Origin of the sequence: Methylobacterium sp. WL12, from assembly GCF_008039475.1 — a bacterium.
GTDB classification, from domain to species: domain Bacteria; phylum Pseudomonadota; class Alphaproteobacteria; order Rhizobiales; family Beijerinckiaceae; genus Methylobacterium; species Methylobacterium cerastii.
On sequence record NZ_VRUW01000010.1, the window covers coordinates 71,568 to 89,314 of the forward strand.

Here is a 17,747-nt window from a genome sequence, read left to right on the forward strand (position 1 = left end):
GCGCAAGTAGGTTGGTGTCTCGACAGGTCAGTCGAGTTGTAGAGCGTACCATGACCGAACCGCACCGCCCGAGAGTGAAATACGTGATCGGGCCAGATGGAAGTCCACTGACGATCGCCGACCTGCCGCCTACGAGCACCCGTCGATGGGTGATCCGCCGGAAGGCCGAAGTGGTCGCCGCCGTTCGCGGCGGCCTCCTGAGCCTGGAAGAGGCCTGCCAGCGCTACACCCTCACCACCGAGGAGTTCCTGAGCTGGCAGTTCTCGATCGACCAGCACGGCCTTGCCGGCCTGCGCACCACGCGCATCCAGCATTACCGCCACTGACTCGACCCCGTGCCCCGTCCGACGCGGTCCAGTCCGCGCGGTCGACGCCGGTTTCACGCGAAGCCGTATCCGCCACCCCGCGGATGCGGCTTCGCTGCGTTCCGGGCTTCGCGTGGGACCAAGCCCTCCACTTCGTTAACCACACGCTAACCACGGCCTGGGCAAATTCTGCCGGGTGGCGCCGTCGTCGGCGCCCCCCAGGGGTGGGTGCGTAACAGCCGTGAAGCCGGTTCTCGATCTCGTCACCAAGCTCGGACCGGCGCGCCTCGCGGCGATGGCCGCGGTGACGCTGACGCTGATCGGCTTCTTCGCCTTCGTCATCCTGCGGGTCTCGCGCCCCGACATGGGCGTGCTGTTCGCCGACCTCTCGGCCTCGGACGCGGCCGCGGTCGTGCGCGACCTGGACGCCCGCGGCATCCGCTACGAGACCAAGGGCGACACCGGCCAGACCGTTCTGGCGCCGCGCGCCGACCTCCCGCGCCTGCGCATGGACCTCGCCGGCAAGGGCCTGCCGAGCCAGGCCGGCGTCGGCTACGAAATCTTCGACAAGGGCGACGCCTTCTCCTCGACCAACTTCGTCCAGAACGTGAATCACCTGCGCGCCCTCGAAGGCGAGCTGTCGCGCTCGATCCGGGCGATCGGCCGGGTCCAGGCCGCCCGCGTCCACCTCGTCATGCCCGAGCGGCGCCTGTTCGAGCGCGACCGCGAGCAGCCGAGCGCCGCCATCGTCCTGAAGCTGATGGGCGACCTCGACGCGGGCCAGGTCCGCGCGATCCGGCACCTGGCGGCCTCCGCGGTCGAGGGCCTGAAGCCCGAGCGCGTCTCGATCGTCGACGAGCGCGGCCGGCTGCTGGCCGACGGCGCCCGGGGCGAGCAGGGCGAGGCCGGCGCCTTCGAGGAGAAGCAGACCGGCCTCGAGCGCCGCCTGCGCTCGCAGATCGAGGAGATCGTCGCCGGCATCGTCGGGCCGGGCCGGGCCCGCGTGCAGGTCTCGGCCGAGCTCGACCTGAACCGCGTCGAGAGCCGGTCTGAGACCTTCGACCCGGAGAGCCGGGTCGTGCGCTCCAGCCAGACCCGCACCGAGGCCTCGCAGACCGCCAACTCCGAGGGCTCGGTCAGCGTCGGCAACGAGCTGCCGGGCGCGAACCAGGACAAGGCGCCGGCGCCCAAGGATTCCTCGAACAAGAACGAGGAGACCACCAACTACGAGATCTCCAAGGTCACCCGGACCGAGGTGGTCGAGGGCGGCCGGGTGAAGCGCCTCTCGGTGGCGGTGCTGGTCGACGGCGCCTACGTGGCGGGGGCCGACGGCAAGGTCGCCTACCAGCCCCGCCCCGCCGCCGAGATCGAGCGGATCGCCGCCCTGGTGCGCAGCACCGTCGGGTTCGACAAGGCGCGCGGCGACCAGATCGAGGTGGTGAACCTGCGCTTCGCCGAGGCGCCGGCGCCCGCCGACTTCGTCGAGCCGACGCTGGTCCAGTCGCTGCTCAGCCCGAGCAAGGAAGACGTGCTGCGGATTGTGGAGCTGGGCGTGCTCGCGCTGCTCACCCTGATCGTGCTGATGGCGGTGGTGCGCCCGCTCCTGCGCCGCGTGCTCGCCTCCGACCCGTCGGCGACGCCGATGATCACGGTGGTGGCCGGCGCAGGGATCGAGGCCGCCGCCGACGGCACCATCCTGGTGCCCGAGAGCAAGACCGCCAAGCTCATGGAGTTCGCCAAGATCAACGGGCAGATCCAAGCCGACACGGTGCAGCGTGTGGTCGACATGGTCCGCGCCAGCCCGTCCGAGACTGTGGAGGTCCTGCGCAACTGGATCCAGGAGACGCCGTAGGCGGTGTGGTTCGAGCGAAGATTTCGGTGGCTTGAGGAGAGAACGGAACGATGGCGGCGGGTACGGGACTGGGTCAGAGCTTGCAGGATCTCGGCGGGACGACGTTCGCGTCGATGCCCGGGCCCCAGCGTGCCGCCGCCTTGCTGCTGCTCCTCGGCGAGGCCGAGGGCGCGCCGATCTGGCAGCGCCTGGAAGAGGACGAGATCAAGACGGTCTCGCACGCCATGGTCCAACTCGGATCGCTCGAGGCCGAGACCGTCGAGAAGCTGATCATCGACTTCGTCTCGCGCCTCTCCAGCGGCGGCGGCATCACCTCGAACTTCGAGCGCACCGAATCGCTGCTGCTGAAGATCTTTCCCACCGAGCAGGTCTCGTTGATCATGGCCGAGATCAAGGGCGCCTCGGGTAAACGCGTCTGGGCCTCGATCGCCCAGGTCGACCCCGAGATCCTCGCCGCGTTCCTGCGCAACGAGTACCCGCAGACCGTGGCCGTCGTGCTGTCCAAGGTGCGCTCCGACTACGCGGCCAAGGTGCTCACCCTGCTGCCGGAGGAGTTCGCCATCGACGTGCTCAACCGGATGCTGCGGATGGAGACGGTGCAGAAGGAGGCGCTGCGCCACATCGAGGAGACGCTGCGGGTCGAGTTCGTCGCCACCATCGCGCAATCCGCCCGCCGCGACGCGCACGAGATGATGGCCGACGTGTTCAACGCCTTCGACCGCCAGACGGAAAGCCGCTTCCTTGCCGCCCTCGACCAGGGCAACCGCGGCTCGGCCAAGCGCATCCGCGAGTTGATGTTCACCTTCGAGGACCTGCTCAAGCTCGATCCCGGCAGCGTCCAGACGCTGATGCGCTCGGTCGACAACGAGACCCTGTGCCGGGCGCTAAAGGGCGCCGACGAGCGCGTGCGCGGCTTCTTCCTGGCGCAGATGTCGACGCGCGCCGCCAAGAACCTCACCGACGAGATGGGCTCGATCGGCCCGATCCGCCTCAAGGAGGTGGACGAGGCCCAGGCCAAGATGACCGAGCTGGCCAAGGACCTCGCCGACAAGGGTGAGATCATGATCGCCAAGAACAGTGCCGAAGAGGAGCTGGTCTATTGAACGCCCGATCCAGCGCGACCACGACGCCGTTCCTGTTCGAGACCGACTTCCGCCGGCCGCAGCCGAGCCGCGAGAGCATGCGCGCGGCCGAGGCCGCCGACGAGGCCGCTTCCCAGGCCCACGCCCGCGGCGTGCAGGAGGGCCGCGCCCAGGCCGAGGCGCAGGCGCAGGCGCGCCTGTCGGACGCGATGACCCGCCTGTCGCTCGCCGCCGCCGGGCTCATCGCCCAGGCCGACGCCCGCGACGCCGAGCGCGAGGACCAGGCGGTCGAGGTGGCGGTGCTGCTCGCCCGCAAGATCGCGGGCGATGCCCTCGACGCCCGGCCGCTGGCCGCGATCGGCGAGGCGGCGCGCGCCGCCCTGCAGCACCTGCGCGGCGTGCCCCACCTCGTCGTGCGCGTCCACGACGGGCTGGTCGAGGAGGCCGAGAGCCTGATGAAGCGCTTGGCGCGCGAGCGCGGCTACGAGGGCCGCCTGGTGGTGCTGGGCGATCCCGACATGCCGTCGGGCGACGCCCGCATCGAGTGGGCCGACGGCGGGATCGTGCGCGAGCGCGCCCGCATCGAGGCCGCGGTGCTCGATGCCCTCGGCACGTCCGTCGAACCCTGAGCGATCGAAAGAACCCGATGTCCGACGATTTCAGCCTGCCGCAGCTCGGCGACCAGGACCCGTCCTTGGCGGGCGAGGAATCCATCCGCGACACGCCGACCACCCCGAAGAGCGCCTCCGACCTCGAACAGCTCTTCGACGTGCCGGTGATGGTCTCGGCGGTGCTCGGCGCCGTGCGGATGCCGATCGGCGACCTGCTGCGCCTCGCCCCCGGGGCGGTTCTCGAGCTCGACCGCAAGGTCGGCGAGGCGGTCGACATTTTCGTCAACAACCGCCTCGTCGCCCGCGGCGAGGTCGTCCTGGTCGAGGATCGCCTCGGCGTGACGATGACCGAGATCGTCAAGGGCGACCGCTGACCCCCTGAAATTCGCAGCCTGCGCCTCGCCCTCGACGGCGGAGCGGCCCGCGGCGCCACGACACCTGGAACGGAGACACCGCGATGCGGCTCTTGATCATCGGACGGCTCAACGGCGAGCTGATCACCGCCTCGAAGATCGCGATGAACCGCGGCGCGGCGGTGACGCAAGCCGACGGCGTGGCGCAGGGGATGAACGTCCTGCGCGCCAAGGGCGCCGACCTCGTCATGATCGACGTCGGGCTCTCGATCCGCGACCTCGTCGCGGCGCTCGCCGAGGAGCGCATCCGCACCCCCGTCGTCGCCTGCGGCGTCACCACGGACGCGAAGGCCGCCGTGGCCGCGATCCAGGCCGGCGCCAAGGAGTACATCCCCCTCCCCCCGGACCCGGACCTGATCGCCGCCGTGCTCGAGGCGGTCTCGGCGGACGGGCGCGCCTTCGTCTGGCGCGACGCGTCGATGGAGAAGGTGGTGCGCTTGGCCGAGCAGATCGCCCGCTCGGAGGCCTCGGTGCTGATCACCGGCGAGAGCGGCACCGGCAAGGAGGTGCTGGCGCGCCACGTCCACCAGAAGTCGGCGCGTGGAAACCGCCCGTTTGTCTCGGTCAACTGCGCCGCGATCCCCGAGGCGTTGCTCGAATCCGAGCTGTTCGGCCACGAGAAGGGCGCCTTCACCGGCGCCGTCGCCCGGCGCATCGGCCGGTTCGAGGAGGCCAACGGCGGCACGCTGCTGCTGGACGAAATCTCGGAGATGGACGTCCGCCTGCAATCCAAGCTGCTGCGGGCGCTGCAGGAGCGGGTGATCGACCGCGTCGGCGGCTCGGCCCCGGTCAAGGTCGACATCCGCGTGCTCGCCACCTCGAACCGCAACCTCGCCGAGGAGGTCCGCAAGGGCACGTTCCGCGAGGACCTGTTCTACCGCCTGAACGTGGTCCACCTTCGGCTGCCGCCCCTGCGCGAGCGCCCGGCCGACATCCTCGAACTCGCCGCGCACTTCGCCAAGAAGTACGCCGAGGTGAACGGCGTGCCGGTGCGGCCGCTCGGCCGCGCCGCCCAGGAGATGGTGGTCAAGAACCCGTGGCGCGGCAACGTGCGCGAGCTCGAGAACACCCTGCACCGGGCGGTGCTGCTCGCCTCCGGCCCGGAGATCGGCGCCGACGCGATCCTGACGCCGGAGGGCGATTCCATCGCCGCGCCCGTCGGCGCCGCGACCCGGGCGGCGCAGGTGGCGGAGGCCGCCACCCGCGGCCTCGTCGGCCGCACGGTGGCGCAGGTCGAGTGCGACCTGATCCTCGACACCCTCGACCACTGCCTCGGCAACCGCACCCATGCGGCCAAGATCCTCGGCATCTCGATCCGGACGCTGCGCAACAAGCTCAACGAATACGTCGGCTCGGGGCTCGATGTGGCCGAGCCCGGCTGCGCCCGGGCCATCGCCGCCTACGGCTGATCTGCGGCGTCCGTCGGCTCGGACGCTTCCCGCGCGCGGTGCTCGGGCAAAGTGACCCGCACCACGGTGCCGGCGCCGACTTCGCTCTCGAAGGCGAGGCGGCCGCGGTGGCGGTTGAGGCTGTGCTTGACGATCGCGAGCCCGAGGCCGGTGCCGCCCTTCTGCCGGCTCGACGCCACGTCGATCCGGTAGAAGCGCTCGGTGAGGCGCGGCAGGTGCTCCGGGGCGATGCCCGGCCCGTCGTCGCGCACGCTGAGCACGATGCGGCTGCCGTGCAGCGCGTCCCGCGTCCGATCCAGGGCGACGACGACGCTGCGGCCGCCGTACTTCACCGCGTTCTCGATGAGGTTCTCGACGACGCGGAGCAACTCGTCCGGCTCGCCGAGCACCGGGTACGCCCCCTCGCCCGCTTCCAGGGTGATGGCCACGCCGCGGGCGGCAGCGAGCGCGCCCTGCGCGTCGACCATCTGGCGGGCGATCGTGCCGAGGTCGACCACCTGCGTCGGCGCCACGTGTTCGCGCAGCTCGATCCGCGAGAGCGAGAGCAGGTCGTCGATCAGCCGGGTCATGCGCTGCGCCTGGCTGTGCATGATGCCGAGGAAGCGCTCGCGCGCCGGCGCGTCGGCCCGCGCCGGCCCCTGCAGCGTCTCGATGAAGCCGAGCAACGAGGCCAGCGGGGTGCGCAGCTCGTGGCTGGCGTTGGCGACGAAGTCGACGCGCATCGCCTCCAGGCGCCGCGCGGCGGTGAGGTCGCGCAGGAACAGCACCACGTTGGCCTGGCCGCCGTCCGGCATCGGCAATGCGCCGATCTGCACCTCGAAGGCGCGCTCCGTCGGCACCCGGACGGCGTAGGTGGTCTTCGAGGGCGCACCCGTGCGCAGGACCGCCTCGACCGCGTCGAGTACGTCCGGCGCCCGCAGGGCGAAGGAGAGCGGGTGGCGCAGGCGCAGCGTCGGGAGCAGGGCGCGCGCCGCCGGGTTCGCCTCGATCACCACCGCGCGGCGATCGACCAGGATCACCGGGTCGGGGATGTTGGCGAGCAGCGCCTCGGCCACCGCGTGGCGCTCGGTCTGCCGCAGGCTCGGCGCGGCGGCGATGGCGTCGCGCCCGCGGGCGGCAAGAACGCCGCCGACGCAGACGGCCGCGAGGCCCGCGGCGATCAGCGGCCCGTCGAGGAGGTCGCGATGGTAGGCGAACAGGCCGACGAACGACACGGCCGTCGCGGCGCCGGTCCAGGCCGCCCGGCCGATCGCGCGCTCAGGCATCGCCGGGGCCGCCGCGGATCACGGGTCTCCGCGCGAACGGCCCGCCCGTTTCACGATCTCGTAGGCGCCGAGCATCGCCAGCGCGGTGACGAAGGGGACGACGTAGTAGCAGATCCGGAACAGCAGCAGCGAGCCGAGCACCTGCTCCCGCGGCAGGCTCGACAGCGCAAGCAGGATCGTCGCCTCGAACACGCCGAGACCGCCAGGCGCGTTCGATGCGATGCCGAGCATCGCGGCGAGCACGTAGATCGCGAGGAAGGTGGTGAAGCCGATCGCGAGGCCGGCCGGCATCAGCACGTAGAGGACGGCCGCCGCCGCGCAGACGTCGCCGATGCCGACCACCATCTGCCCGAGGGAGACCGATGCGCCCGGCAGCTCCAGGCGCCATTGCCGGATGGTGACGTGCCGGCGCTTGGCCGAGACCCAGGCGAGATAGCCGAGTACCAGCGCCAGCGCGAACAGCCCGACGCCCTGGTTGATCCGGATCGAGGTGAAGGCGAGGCCGGCGAGCTGGCTCGCCTCGATGATCAGGCTTAAGCCCAGCACGACGCCCATGCCGAGCCAAAAGGTGAAGCCCGCGATCACCGTCAGCGCCGCGATCTTCGCAGCCGTGAGCCCCTGGCGCGAGTAGATCCAGTAGCGGATCGTGCCCGCCGTCAGCAGCGGGAACCCGAGGGTGAAGCTCACCGCGTAGCTCGTGAACGAGGCGAGCGCCGTGATCCGGTAGGGCACCGTCACCCGCAGCTGCCGGAGCGCCAGGGCATCGTAGCCGGTGAGGAAGAGGTAGCTCACGAAGACGAACAGGAAGGCGAGGCCGAGCTGGTCGGAACTCGCGTCGACGAAGGCCTTGCGCAGGTCCGCCCAGGTGACGGTCTGGACGAGCTTCCACAGGACGCCGAGCGAGACGGCGAACAGGATGATGCTGGCGGCGGTGCCGAGCCACGCGTAGCGGCTGCGCGAGCGCTTGCTCGCGGCGCCCTCGGCCGCGGTCGTTGCGTCGGGCAAGGTCGTCCCGGTGGGATCCCGCTCGGCATGATCGCGCGTTCCGCGATGTTGGTCGTGGACGTTCATTCCGATCGGCGTCCGCCTCCGCCGGATATCCCGCCCGGCCGGCGAGCGGGCCGCGGGTTCGATGCCGGATGTTTCGGGCCGTTGCCCGTTGCCCCGCATGTAGGACCATCGGCGCTCCAAGGCCAGCGACGCGCGTTCAGCCACCTGTGGCCGGCGACCGCGGCGGTCTCATCCGGGCGCTGCCCCGCCGCTTCTCGCCGCGCCGCATGTCCGCAGGATGACGCCGGCCTGCCTGAGCCCGGCGCGGATGCGCGCGGAGACATCGGGCGCTGTGCAGACATAGGTCGGGCTCGGATGCGGGATCATGAGCACCGGGAGGTCCGGCCGTAGTGCGGCGATCGTGTCGCCGGCCATGCCGGCGACGCGGCCCGCGAGCACGACGACGGCGACGTCGGGCAGCAACGCGATGAGCGGAGCAAGGCAGGGCGCGGCCGCCTTGATCTCCGAGCGGCGCGGCGCCCGGTTCAGCGCGCCCTCGGCATGGATCACGAAGGGGATCGCGTTCCAGATCAGTGTGTCGGCGCGGGCGATGTCCGCCTCCGCGAGGAAGCGGAACAGGTTGGCCGCGGTCCCGGTCCGGTTGTCCCGCGATACGAATCCGGTGCGCTCGATCGCCGGCCCCGGAGTCTCCAGCAGGAGCAGCAGGCGCGCGCGGACGCCGCCGTCGAGGGGGTCCGGATCGGGCACGGGCGCGCCGAACTCCGCGGCGATCCGGGCCGCCAGCACGCGCAGCGGCGCGCCGTGTGCGCCGTCGCGGAGCGTGCGCCGCGCCGCCAGCGCCTCCGGGTCGGCGAGGCTCTTGGGCGTCGCCGGCTCAGGCGGCCGCATCGAACCCGGGGCAGCCGTCGGACAGGATGCCCTCGACCGCGAAGCGCTCGCGCCCGGCCTCCGCGCCGAGGCGCTCCACCAGCCCGGCCCGGCCGCCGAACTGGAAGCCGAGCTGCGACGCGTAGGCCGCGCAAGCCTCGGCCTTGGCCGCCTGCGCGCCCGCGTCGAGGACGATTTCGCGGACCGGCAACCCGGCGAAGGCGCTGGCGAGCGGGGCCTTCGGCACCGCCTGGCGCACGGTGTAGGGGAAGTCGCGCCACCACAGCATCGGGCGATCCAGCGCGATCCTGCGCAAGGCCGCGACCACCTGCAGGTGATCGACGTGGCCGCCGATCGCCTGCGGCGCGAGGATCAAATCCGGCGCGGTCTCCGCGATCAGCGCCCCGAAGGCCGGGGCCAGGTGTTCGACGATCGCGTCGTCGGCCCGGACCTCGGCGAAGAGCTCCGGTGCCGAGCCGTAGCCGCGGTGGGGGGCCTCGCGGAACGGCAGGTGGCGCACCTCGACCCCGAGGTGGGCCGCCGCCGCCGCGTCCTCGGCGCGGCGCAGGCGCATGTAGTCCACCGACGCGTCGAGCCCCTTGTCGAGCTGGCAGGCGAGCGCGAACCCGGCGGGTTCCGCGACGCTCTGGGTGAACACCGTCGCCATCACCACGCGCCAGCCGGACGCGGCCAGCGTCGCCAGCGTCCCGCCGCAGGAGAATGCGGCGTCGTCGAGGTGGGGCGAGAGGGCAAGCGCTGTGGGCATCGGTCTAAAGCAGGTGCGGCTCGGCCCGGAACCGGCAGCTTGGATCATGCGGGAGCGTGTTCGAGAAGCCCGTCGCCGGCGTATCGCGGACGATGTCGCCGTAGACCGCCATGATCTGCCGGCCGACTGCCGTCCACGAATAGACCCGGCGGCATTCCTCCAGGCCGGCCCCGGCGAGACGGCGGCGCAAGGCGGCGTCGGTGACGATCCGCGTCAGCGACTCGGCGAGCGCCGGCACGTCGCCCGGCATCGTCAGCAGGCCGTTCTCCCCGTCACGCAGGCAGTCCGAGACGCCGACCGCGTGGCAGGAGACGACGGCGAGGCCCGCTGCCATCGCCTCGAGGATCGTGTTGGAGAAGCCTTCCGCATAGGTCGGCGATACGAACACGTCGGCCTGTGCGTAGAGGGCCGGCACGGCGTCGTAGTCGGCGTAGCCGGTGAAGCGGATCTCGTGTTCCCCGAATTCGAGTTCGGCCGACAGGGCCTGAGATGAATCCACGTCGGGGCCGATGCCGGAGATCGTGGCGGCGAACGGTGTACCCTGCTCGCGCAGGATCGCCAGGGCCCGGATGAAGTCGAGCACGCCTTTCCGGCGGTCGACGCGGCCGTGATAAAACAGGCGGATCGGACCGTCATGCGGCGCAGGCAAGCCGTCGCCGCCTCGAGTGAAACGAGCGGTGTCGACCGCGCCGGGCACGATGGTGAAGCGCGCCGGATCGGACCCCAGCCGCTCGCAAACCTCGTCCACGAACGAGGCGCCGCCGATCAGCAGGGCGTTGGCGTGGGCCAGCACCTCGCACATCGCGACGCGGTGGGTCTCGCAGCACGACCCGACCCAGTGCCCGTCGCCGCCCTGGATCGAGACCACGTTCGGAACGCCGAGCGCCTTGGAGGCCAGGAGCACGGCCCAGCCGGTCGGGTAGCCGTACTGCGCGTGCAGCACGTCGAAGGGTTTGGCTGCGTGCTCGGCGCGGATCGTCGCGACCATCGTGTCGATGTCGCGCTCGAAGTCTCCGTCCGTCTGCTCGCCGACCTGTTCGAGGCCGATCACCCGCACGCCCGGGACCGGTGGCGGCGGGCCGCCGCCGTAGACGCGGGTGCCGAAGGCGTCGCCGCGATACTGCGAGATCATCGTCACGTCGTGCTCGGCCTGGACCAGCTCCCGCAACAGGTTCTGCGCGTAGACGCTCATGCCGGAAATCGCCGGGAAGTAGCGCCGGCTGACGAAGCAGATCCTCATTGCCGCCGGGTCTCCTGGTCGTCCGGGAGGGCCGGCCCGTCGCGCCGGCAGCTGCGGAGGTAGTCGAGGGAGGCCGGGATCATCGCGTCGGCGCGGTGGCTCTCGCGCGACAGCTCCACGCAGATCAACCGGTCGAAGCAGATCGCCTCCAGGGCGTCGAGGATGCCGGGCACGTCCATGTCGCCCTCGCCGAAGGGCAGGTGGATGTGCTCGCCCCGCTTCATGTCTTCGATCGCCACCGTGCCGACGCGGCCGGCGAACTCGTGGACGGCCGCCGCCGGGTCCCGCTCGCCGGTGACGAGGCAGTGGCCGGTGTCTAGCGCGAGCCGCAGGCCCTCGACCTTGAGCGCAGCGAAGTCGTCCAGCGTCTCGATCAGCATGCCCGGCTCGGGCTCAAGGCAGGGCACGACGCCCTTCACGGCGGCGTAGGCGACCACTTCGGTCAAGCCGTCGACGAGCCAGCCCCGCGCTTCGGCTGGGTCGATTCCGGGTTTCGGCACGCCGGCCCAGAACGAGACCGCCTCGGAGTTCAGCATCGCGCCGATGTCGATCGCGCGCTTGAGGAAGCCGACGCGGCGCGCGCGCGCCGTGGCGTCGGCGGTAACCAGCGTCGGCTCGTGCTTGGCGCGCGGGTCGAGGAGGAAGCGGGCGCCGGTCTCGATCACCGAGCCGAGCTCCAGCTTTTCCAGACGGCTCGCCACCCGGCCGGCTTCCGTCGCCCACCCCTCGGCGAACGGGTCGAGGTGGTGGATGTCGAGCGTCAGCGCGACGCCATCGTAGCCGGCGCCCTTGATCAGGTCGATCGCATCGTCGAGGCGGTGGTTGGCCGCGCCGTTGGTGTTGTAGGCGAAGCGCAAGCTCATGCGGCCCTCCCCTGCTGCTCCAGGCGGAACGGGGCGTGATGCGATTCCGGTTCGCGGTAGAGTGGATAGTGGCTGCCGACGATCGATTCCGCCAAGGCGGTGTCGAACAGCGGCTGGCCGCCGAACCGGTCCAGCGCCTCCGGCGTCAGGCGAACCGGCAGCAGGGTCTCGCTCGGCGTGCCGAACTTGATCAACGGGTGGTCGCGCTCGATCAGCTTGCGCACGTTGCGCTCGCCGATGCGGTAGTAGCTCATGGTCTCGACTTCGAGCCCCGGCACGATCGCCTTGACCACGCCGACGGCGCCGCCCGCGGGCGAGCAGTCCACGTAGAGGATGTCGAACCCAGCCTGCTCCAGGCGTTCGCAGGCGATCTCTCCGCGGGCGTGGCCGTCGGCGGCCGGGGTCGTCGGCAGGTCGGTGAACGCCTTCGTCGCGCGCTCGGAATAGACCGTGTCCTTCAGGACGTCGCGCAGGCCCTCGGGCGGCAGCACGATCCATTCCAGCATCGCCTTCAGGGCGCGGCTCTCCTCCAGGTCGAGGCTCGGCAGCGCCTTCTCGATGAAGGCGCCGACGTAGCCCGGCGGCGTCACACGCTCGGCGAAGGCCAGCGGTCCGTGGCCGAAGGCCTTGCGCACGCGGGCGGCCTGGAACTCCAGCAGCGCCTTGCGCAGCGCCCGCTCGCGGTCCGGGTCGCAGGCCTCGCCGCAGGCCGACAGCGCGATCGGTACGGGCGTGTCGGCGGGGTTCTTGTCGTAGCCGACGACGTAGAGGTTGGTCAGCCCGAACTGGTCGGTGGCGAACTTCGGCAGCGCCCGGATGCCGAGGGCATCGAGGCGGTCGAGCATCGCCTGCGTCTCAGGGCCCAGGCCCTGCGAGACGTCGAGCATCACGCCCTGGTCGAGCGCCCGGAACAGCAGGCCATTGCCGTCGCGCTGAAGTAGTTCCAATACGCCGTGGCCGAGGGCGAACGGCACGTCCGGGCCGGCGCCGAGCCCGTTGGTGATCAGGTTGGTGAAGGGCTTGTAGCCCTCCGACAGCTCGAAATAGTCGGTGGCCGCGACGTCGAGCGGCATCAGCACGATCTCGCCGGTCTTGGCCCGCGTGGCGGCGGTCCATTCCATCACCGTGCCGCGCCCGACCGGCGAGCCGGCCGGAAGGCAAAGGGTCAGCGGGTCGGCGACCGAACCGGCGCCGTAGACCCGCACGAGGTCGTCGTAGCTCGCGCGCTCCTTCTTGCGCGGCATCACCGCGAGCGACGGCATCAGGTTCTCGGCGATCTCGGCCACCGCGCCGATCAACGCTTCGTCGTCGGTGGCGCCGTAGCCGATGCCGGAGGGCATCGCACCGACGAAGAACGGGTCGTCGAGGAACAGCGAGACGAACCACACCGGGATGCCGGTGCGGTCGAGGGGCGCCAGAGGAAAGCCGACGATCCGCCCCGGCGGCAGGATGTCGAGATAGGCCCGCACCGGCTCCGGCAGGTTCTGGGGCAGGCCCTCGATCTTGCGTGGGCCGCCGAAGCCGTAGGGACGCGGCGCCTTGATGCGCGGATCGCGAGCCCGGGTGTCCTGGTCGTTCTCGGTCACGTGTTCGATCCGTCTGCTTGTGACGCGGCGCCATAGGCCCGCGCGATCAGCCGCATGGTGTGGAGGTCGCGCGCCGCCGAGTAGGCGTCCCGCTCGGCGGGCCGCCTGAGCGCCGAGCCGAAGGCCCGCACCTGCTCGGTGAAGGGCGACGCCTCGGCGTCGAAGGCGACGGGCTCCGAGCGGCCGGTGGCCCCGTCGGTGAAGGTCACGGTGCCGCCGGCGGTCTGCCCCATCGTGTCGATCGCGGTGAGCAGGCCCTTGGTGCCGACCACTTCCAGGCGGCGGCGCGGCAGCGCGTCGGGACAGTTGTAGGCGACGTTGAGGCTCGCCAGCACGCCGTCCGCCGTCCGGCCGATCAGCAGCGCGCCGTCGTCGACCGCGTAATCCTGCGCGCGGATCTGCGTGAGGGCCGTGATGTCCACCAGAGACTCGCCGACGAGGTAGTCGAGGAGGTCGATCCCGTGCGGCGCCAGGTCCATCAACGCGCCGCCGCCGGCCTGGGCAGGGTCGATGCGCCAGTTGTCCTGGCCGGGACAGGCGGCCCAGTCGCGCCCGAGCCAGCAGGCGTAGACGATGCGGATCGCCGTCACCGTGCCGAGCTGGCCTCGCGCGATCCGGTCGCGCATGGCGCGATGGCCGGGATGATGGCGCTGGTCGAACGCGGTGCCGTAGAACGCGCGCCCACGCCCGACCGCCTCGGCCATCGCCTCGGCGTCGCGCAAGGTCGCCGCCATCGGCTTCTCGCACAGGATCGCCTTGCCGGATGCCGACAACGCCTCGACCGCCTGGCGGTGGAGGTGGTTCGGCGTCGCCACGTACACTGCTTCGACCTCCGGGTCGGCGATGAGGCGGTCCAAGCTGTCGTAGGCGCGCGCGCCCTCCGCTTCGGCGGCGGCGCGCGAGGCCGCGCCCGGATCGCACACCGCGACGAGCCGGTGGCCGGCCGCGCGGATGCCCGGCGCCATGTAGTCGCGGGCGACCCAGCCGTAGCCGACGATGCCCCAGCGGACTGCATCCATCACCAGCGCTCCGGCAGGTCGACGAATTCGCGGCTGCGCACCCGTCCGACCTCCGGCGCCGCGACGCCGCCGGCGAAGACCAGGCTTTCGGGACCGTCCGACCGCAACGGGTAGGTGACGGACCGGGCGTATTCCGCCTCGTAGCGTTCCGACGGCCAGGCGATGCGGTACGCCCCCGCCGCGTCGCGGCGATAGAGCGGGTTGAGGACGAGGTCCGCGCCGGCCTTCGGCAGCGTCAGCCCGTCGATCACCGAGCGCGGAGCCGGCCGCATGCCGGGGCCGGCGACCACGGAGAAGGCCTCGCAGCCGCGGAGCTCCGACGGCGCCCGCGGGCTCGGCGCCCGCGCCGCGGCGAGCGCCGCGGTCAGCTCGTCGTCGTCGTAGACGAGGGCGTCGGGGAACAGCTCCGCGATCTCGTCGGCCGAGACCGCGCGGCCGGCCGATAAGCCGGGCCTGTCGCTGTTGTGGATATGGCTGAGCGCGAGCCAGCCGTCGTCGCCGGCGTTCTGGCGCAGGTTGTCGAGCAGCGTCGCCTTGTCGTCGAGGAAGTAGAACGCGTCGTTGCAGACGACGAGGTCCACCGGCGCGCCGGGGATCGGCCAATGCTCCGAGCCGGCGTCGAAGCAGACGAGCTGCGCACCGGGCCCGACCACCCAATGCCGGGCGACCCAGAGCTTTGCGAAGACCACGTCGGCCCCCGCCACCTTGCAGCCGCGCTGCTTCAGGGTCCGCAGGTAGTGACCGATGCCGCAGGCGAACTCGAAGACGCAGATCGGATCGTTCCAATGCGCTTCGAGCAGGGCGAGGCCGGCGAGATAGGTCGGGTCGCTCCAGCGATGCAGGAAGTAGTCGCCGACGCGGCCCCAGCCGAGCAGGCGGACGGCATCGCGCAACGTCGCCGTCGCGCGGCCGGCGATCAACTCGGCGAGCTCGGCCGGGTCGGCCGGCGGGCCTGTCCACCAGTCGTCCTGGTCGGCGAGCAGCAGCGCGAGCGCGGCGTCTGCCTCCTTGGCGTCGAGGTGGACGAGGGCGCGGGCGACAAGGTCGGCGCGGCCGATGCGAAGGTACGGGATGCCGTCGATCACCGGCCAGCGCTCGTTTGCCTCGGCATCGCGCAGGGAATGCGCGGTGTCGGGCTTCAAGGCGTTGCCGGTCGTCGGCGACCGCAGGTCGAAGGGGATCATCGCAACTCTGATGCCGCCTGCGCGGTCATGGCGGGGACGTCATGCGGGGGCCTCACGACGGGGCACTTCCGCACGACGTGAGACTTACGGGATGCGCATATCCGCGAGCACGCGGTCGTGGAAGCCTCTGACCGGGCCGGCGTGGACGAGCTCCATGTCGCCCAGCACCGTCTGCATGGTGAGGGAGGCCGCCTGCAGGTGCTGCGCGATCTGCAGGACGCGATCGACGCAGTCGGCGGCGTGGAAGGCGCGGCCTTCCGCCGTCGCGTCGTCCGGCAAGACGGCGCGGGCACGCGCTACCGTCTCGCGAAGCGAGCCGTCGAACTCGTCCAACGCCCACTGCGTCGTCCGCGCCATGATCGGCCCGAGATGGTCGCCGAGCAGCATCTCGCCGGTGAAGCCTGCGTCGGGCATCGCGGCGTTGTGGAAGTGATGCGCCATTGCCGCGAGGAACACGGTCGCCGGGTCCGCCCGGTAGAACGGGCTCAGCACGACGCCGTAAACCGCGACGACGAGGCAGTGCTCGGCGTGGTTCTCCGGCGGCTCGAGCAGGATCCGGGCGCGTCCAGGGCAGGTGACACCCGCCCGCGGCTGCTGCGCCAGGGCCGTGACGAAGCCCGGCACTGGGCCCGGCCGATGCGAGATGCGGCGCGAGAGCCTGCCCCGCAGCGTCTCGCGCAGGCCGGGATCTAGGTTCGGCGTGACGCTGTCGAACCCGTCCACCAGCACGCCGGACACCGCCTCGTCGGACAGGCCGGCGGAGGCGAGGAACGCGGCGTCGAGGTCGCACAGGCGGGTGGCGGCCAGCGCTGTGGCGGTGATGTCGAGGGCGACGTCTTCCGCCGAGGCACCCCCGGTCAGCGCACTCCAGCCCTGCGCGAACAAGCGCTCGGCGATGGAGCCGACGCGCCCGGCGGACCGGACGCGCTTGAGGTCGTTCATCTCGACGAACAGGTCGCGAAGCTCGGCCGGCGCGGCAGGCCCGGACGCGCCGTTCACCGGAACGCCGTCCGACATCAGCGGTCGCCGTCCAGCCAATCGAGCAGCATCTTGCCCTGCTTGCCGAAGTCATGCTCCGGGCCGTGCCCGTTCTTGACCATCGGCGCCTTGAAGAAGGTCGAGAGCTGCTCCTGCACGCCGCCATCGCCGCGCTTCTTGGCGAGGTCGAGGACGCGGGCGATCTCGATGACGAGCGGCGCCGCCAGGATCGAGTCCTTGCACAGGAAGTTGACCTTCACCTGCATGCGCTGGCCCATGAAGCCGGTGATGTCGATGTTGTCCCAGGCTTCCTTGTCGTCGCCGCGCGGGCGGTAATAGTGGATGTGGACCAGATGATCCTCGACTGGGTAGCCGAGGATGGAGTCGAGCACCGTGCCCTTGGTGTTGAGCTTCGATTGCAGCGAGGCCGGGTCGTTGAGGGCGAGGCCGTCGCGGTTGCCGAGGATGTTGGTCGAGAACCATCCGTCGACGTGGAGGGCGCGGGCCTTGAAGGCCGGCGCCAGCACCGTCTTCATCATGGTCTGGCCGGTCTTGCCGTCCTTGCCGGCCACCGGCACGTTCATCTCGGTGGCGAGCGAGAGCAGAGCCGGCACGTCGGCGGCGATGCTCGGGGTAAAGTTGGCGTAGGGCACGCCGCTCTTGATCGCCGCGTAGGCATAGAGCATCGCCGGCGAGATGTGCTCGTCGCTGGCGTCGAGGCCCTTCTCGAACGCCTCGGTCGAGTTCAGCACGGCGGCGGTGAGGTCGGGCCAGCGCTCGGTGGAGGCGAGGTTCACGACCACCACCTCGTCGAGGTTGCTCTCCTGCTTGAAGCGACGCAGGTCGGCGGCGATGATCGACACCGCCTCGCGGTGGTCGGCGGCGACGATGCGGTTGGCGCCATCGATGTTCTTGCAGAACTTCGCGCTTCCGACCGCCGGCCAGGGCTGGATGCCCTTGAGCACCTGGGCGCCGTTCTCGATGTCCTGCTTGGTGAGCACGCCGTGCCCCTGCGCGGCGGAGGCGAGGTCGTCGCCGTTGAGGTCCCATCCTGCGAAGACGAGATCCTTGTAGTCGGCCATCCCGGCCACCGAGACGCCGGCGAGAGGCAGCCCGTCGAGGCGGTTCGATCCGGACTTGATCATCTCGATGCCGGCGATGGCGGTGGTGGCGACTGCGCCACCCATGCCGACAAACGCAACGCCGACGCGACGACCGGTCTGCATGCTCATGGGGAGAAAATTCCTTAAACGCTTCGGACGCAGAGCTTCGAACGGGCCGAGGCGGACCGCCCTG

17 protein-coding genes are annotated in these 17,747 nt (G+C 71.2%); 6 read left to right on the forward strand and 11 right to left on the reverse strand.

Annotated features, from left to right (window positions below):
• Positions 1-50 precede the first annotated feature (50 nt).
• The 6 genes from FV226_RS06500 (at position 51) to FV226_RS06525 (ending at position 5,672) form a co-directional block, all read left to right on the forward strand.
• Entirely contained in the window at positions 51-326 is a 276-nt protein-coding gene (locus FV226_RS06500; protein WP_147728884.1) for a DUF1153 domain-containing protein, read from the forward strand.
• A 220-nt stretch (positions 327-546) separates the two neighbouring features.
• The gene (gene fliF, locus FV226_RS06505) at positions 547-2,157 is read left to right on the forward strand and encodes a flagellar basal-body MS-ring/collar protein FliF (RefSeq protein WP_147762251.1); all 1,611 of its coding nucleotides are present in this window, start codon (positions 547-549) and stop codon (positions 2,155-2,157) included.
• Between the two features lie 50 nt (positions 2,158-2,207).
• Entirely contained in the window at positions 2,208-3,260 is a 1,053-nt protein-coding gene (locus FV226_RS06510) for a flagellar motor switch protein FliG (protein ID WP_147754027.1), read from the forward strand.
• Complete coding sequence (locus FV226_RS06515; protein WP_147754028.1) at positions 3,257-3,868, forward strand: FliH/SctL family protein; 612 nt, start codon at positions 3,257-3,259, stop codon at positions 3,866-3,868. Before FV226_RS06510 ends, FV226_RS06515 begins: the two co-directional genes overlap by 4 nt.
• 17 nt (positions 3,869-3,885) lie before the next feature.
• Positions 3,886-4,224 (forward strand): flagellar motor switch protein FliN, encoded by a 339-nt coding sequence (fliN, locus tag FV226_RS06520; RefSeq protein ID WP_147754029.1) that lies wholly within the window; start codon positions 3,886-3,888, stop codon positions 4,222-4,224.
• A gap of 83 nt (positions 4,225-4,307) precedes the next feature.
• Positions 4,308-5,672, forward strand: coding sequence for a sigma-54 dependent transcriptional regulator (locus FV226_RS06525; RefSeq protein WP_147762252.1), 1,365 nt, complete (start codon positions 4,308-4,310; stop codon positions 5,670-5,672).
• On the opposite strand, the gene FV226_RS06530 is transcribed toward FV226_RS06525, so the two are convergent.
• From FV226_RS06530 to FV226_RS06580, 11 genes are all read right to left on the reverse strand, one after another.
• Positions 5,663-6,937, reverse strand: coding sequence for an ATP-binding protein (locus FV226_RS06530; protein WP_147762253.1), 1,275 nt, complete (start codon positions 6,935-6,937; stop codon positions 5,663-5,665). The two genes, FV226_RS06525 and FV226_RS06530, sit on opposite strands and share 10 nt — an antisense overlap.
• 18 nt (positions 6,938-6,955) lie before the next feature.
• Entirely contained in the window at positions 6,956-7,942 is a 987-nt protein-coding gene (locus FV226_RS06535) for a lysylphosphatidylglycerol synthase domain-containing protein (protein ID WP_238272158.1), read from the reverse strand.
• Positions 7,943-8,176: 234 nt separating this feature from the next.
• Positions 8,177-8,836 carry a uracil-DNA glycosylase gene (locus FV226_RS06540; RefSeq protein WP_147762254.1) on the reverse strand — a complete coding sequence of 220 codons (660 nt, stop codon included), beginning with the start codon at positions 8,834-8,836 and terminating at the stop codon, positions 8,177-8,179.
• Positions 8,823-9,581 carry a PIG-L family deacetylase gene (locus tag FV226_RS06545; RefSeq protein WP_147762255.1) on the reverse strand — a complete coding sequence of 253 codons (759 nt, stop codon included), beginning with the start codon at positions 9,579-9,581 and terminating at the stop codon, positions 8,823-8,825. Before FV226_RS06545 ends, FV226_RS06540 begins: the two co-directional genes overlap by 14 nt.
• A gap of 4 nt (positions 9,582-9,585) precedes the next feature.
• Positions 9,586-10,821 carry a glycosyltransferase family 4 protein gene (locus tag FV226_RS06550; protein WP_147762256.1) on the reverse strand — a complete coding sequence of 412 codons (1,236 nt, stop codon included), beginning with the start codon at positions 10,819-10,821 and terminating at the stop codon, positions 9,586-9,588.
• A complete protein-coding gene (locus FV226_RS06555) occupies positions 10,818-11,684 on the reverse strand; it encodes a sugar phosphate isomerase/epimerase family protein (RefSeq protein ID WP_147753968.1) in 867 nt (288 codons plus the stop codon). Before FV226_RS06555 ends, FV226_RS06550 begins: the two co-directional genes overlap by 4 nt.
• A complete protein-coding gene (locus tag FV226_RS06560) occupies positions 11,681-13,270 on the reverse strand; it encodes a YcaO-like family protein (protein ID WP_147762257.1) in 1,590 nt (529 codons plus the stop codon). Before FV226_RS06560 ends, FV226_RS06555 begins: the two co-directional genes overlap by 4 nt.
• Complete coding sequence (locus tag FV226_RS06565; protein WP_147762258.1) at positions 13,267-14,289, reverse strand: Gfo/Idh/MocA family oxidoreductase; 1,023 nt, start codon at positions 14,287-14,289, stop codon at positions 13,267-13,269. Before FV226_RS06565 ends, FV226_RS06560 begins: the two co-directional genes overlap by 4 nt.
• Entirely contained in the window at positions 14,289-15,473 is a 1,185-nt protein-coding gene (locus FV226_RS06570) for a methyltransferase domain-containing protein (RefSeq protein WP_147762259.1), read from the reverse strand. The genes FV226_RS06565 and FV226_RS06570 overlap by 1 nt, the downstream gene beginning before the upstream one ends.
• A gap of 84 nt (positions 15,474-15,557) precedes the next feature.
• Positions 15,558-16,490, reverse strand: a complete 933-nt coding sequence (locus FV226_RS06575; RefSeq protein ID WP_147762260.1) for an HD domain-containing protein — start codon at positions 16,488-16,490, stop codon at positions 15,558-15,560.
• The gene (locus FV226_RS06580) at positions 16,490-17,683 is read right to left on the reverse strand and encodes an inositol-3-phosphate synthase (protein ID WP_147762261.1); all 1,194 of its coding nucleotides are present in this window, start codon (positions 17,681-17,683) and stop codon (positions 16,490-16,492) included. The genes FV226_RS06575 and FV226_RS06580 overlap by 1 nt, the downstream gene beginning before the upstream one ends.
• Between the last annotated feature and the right edge of the window lie 64 nt (positions 17,684-17,747).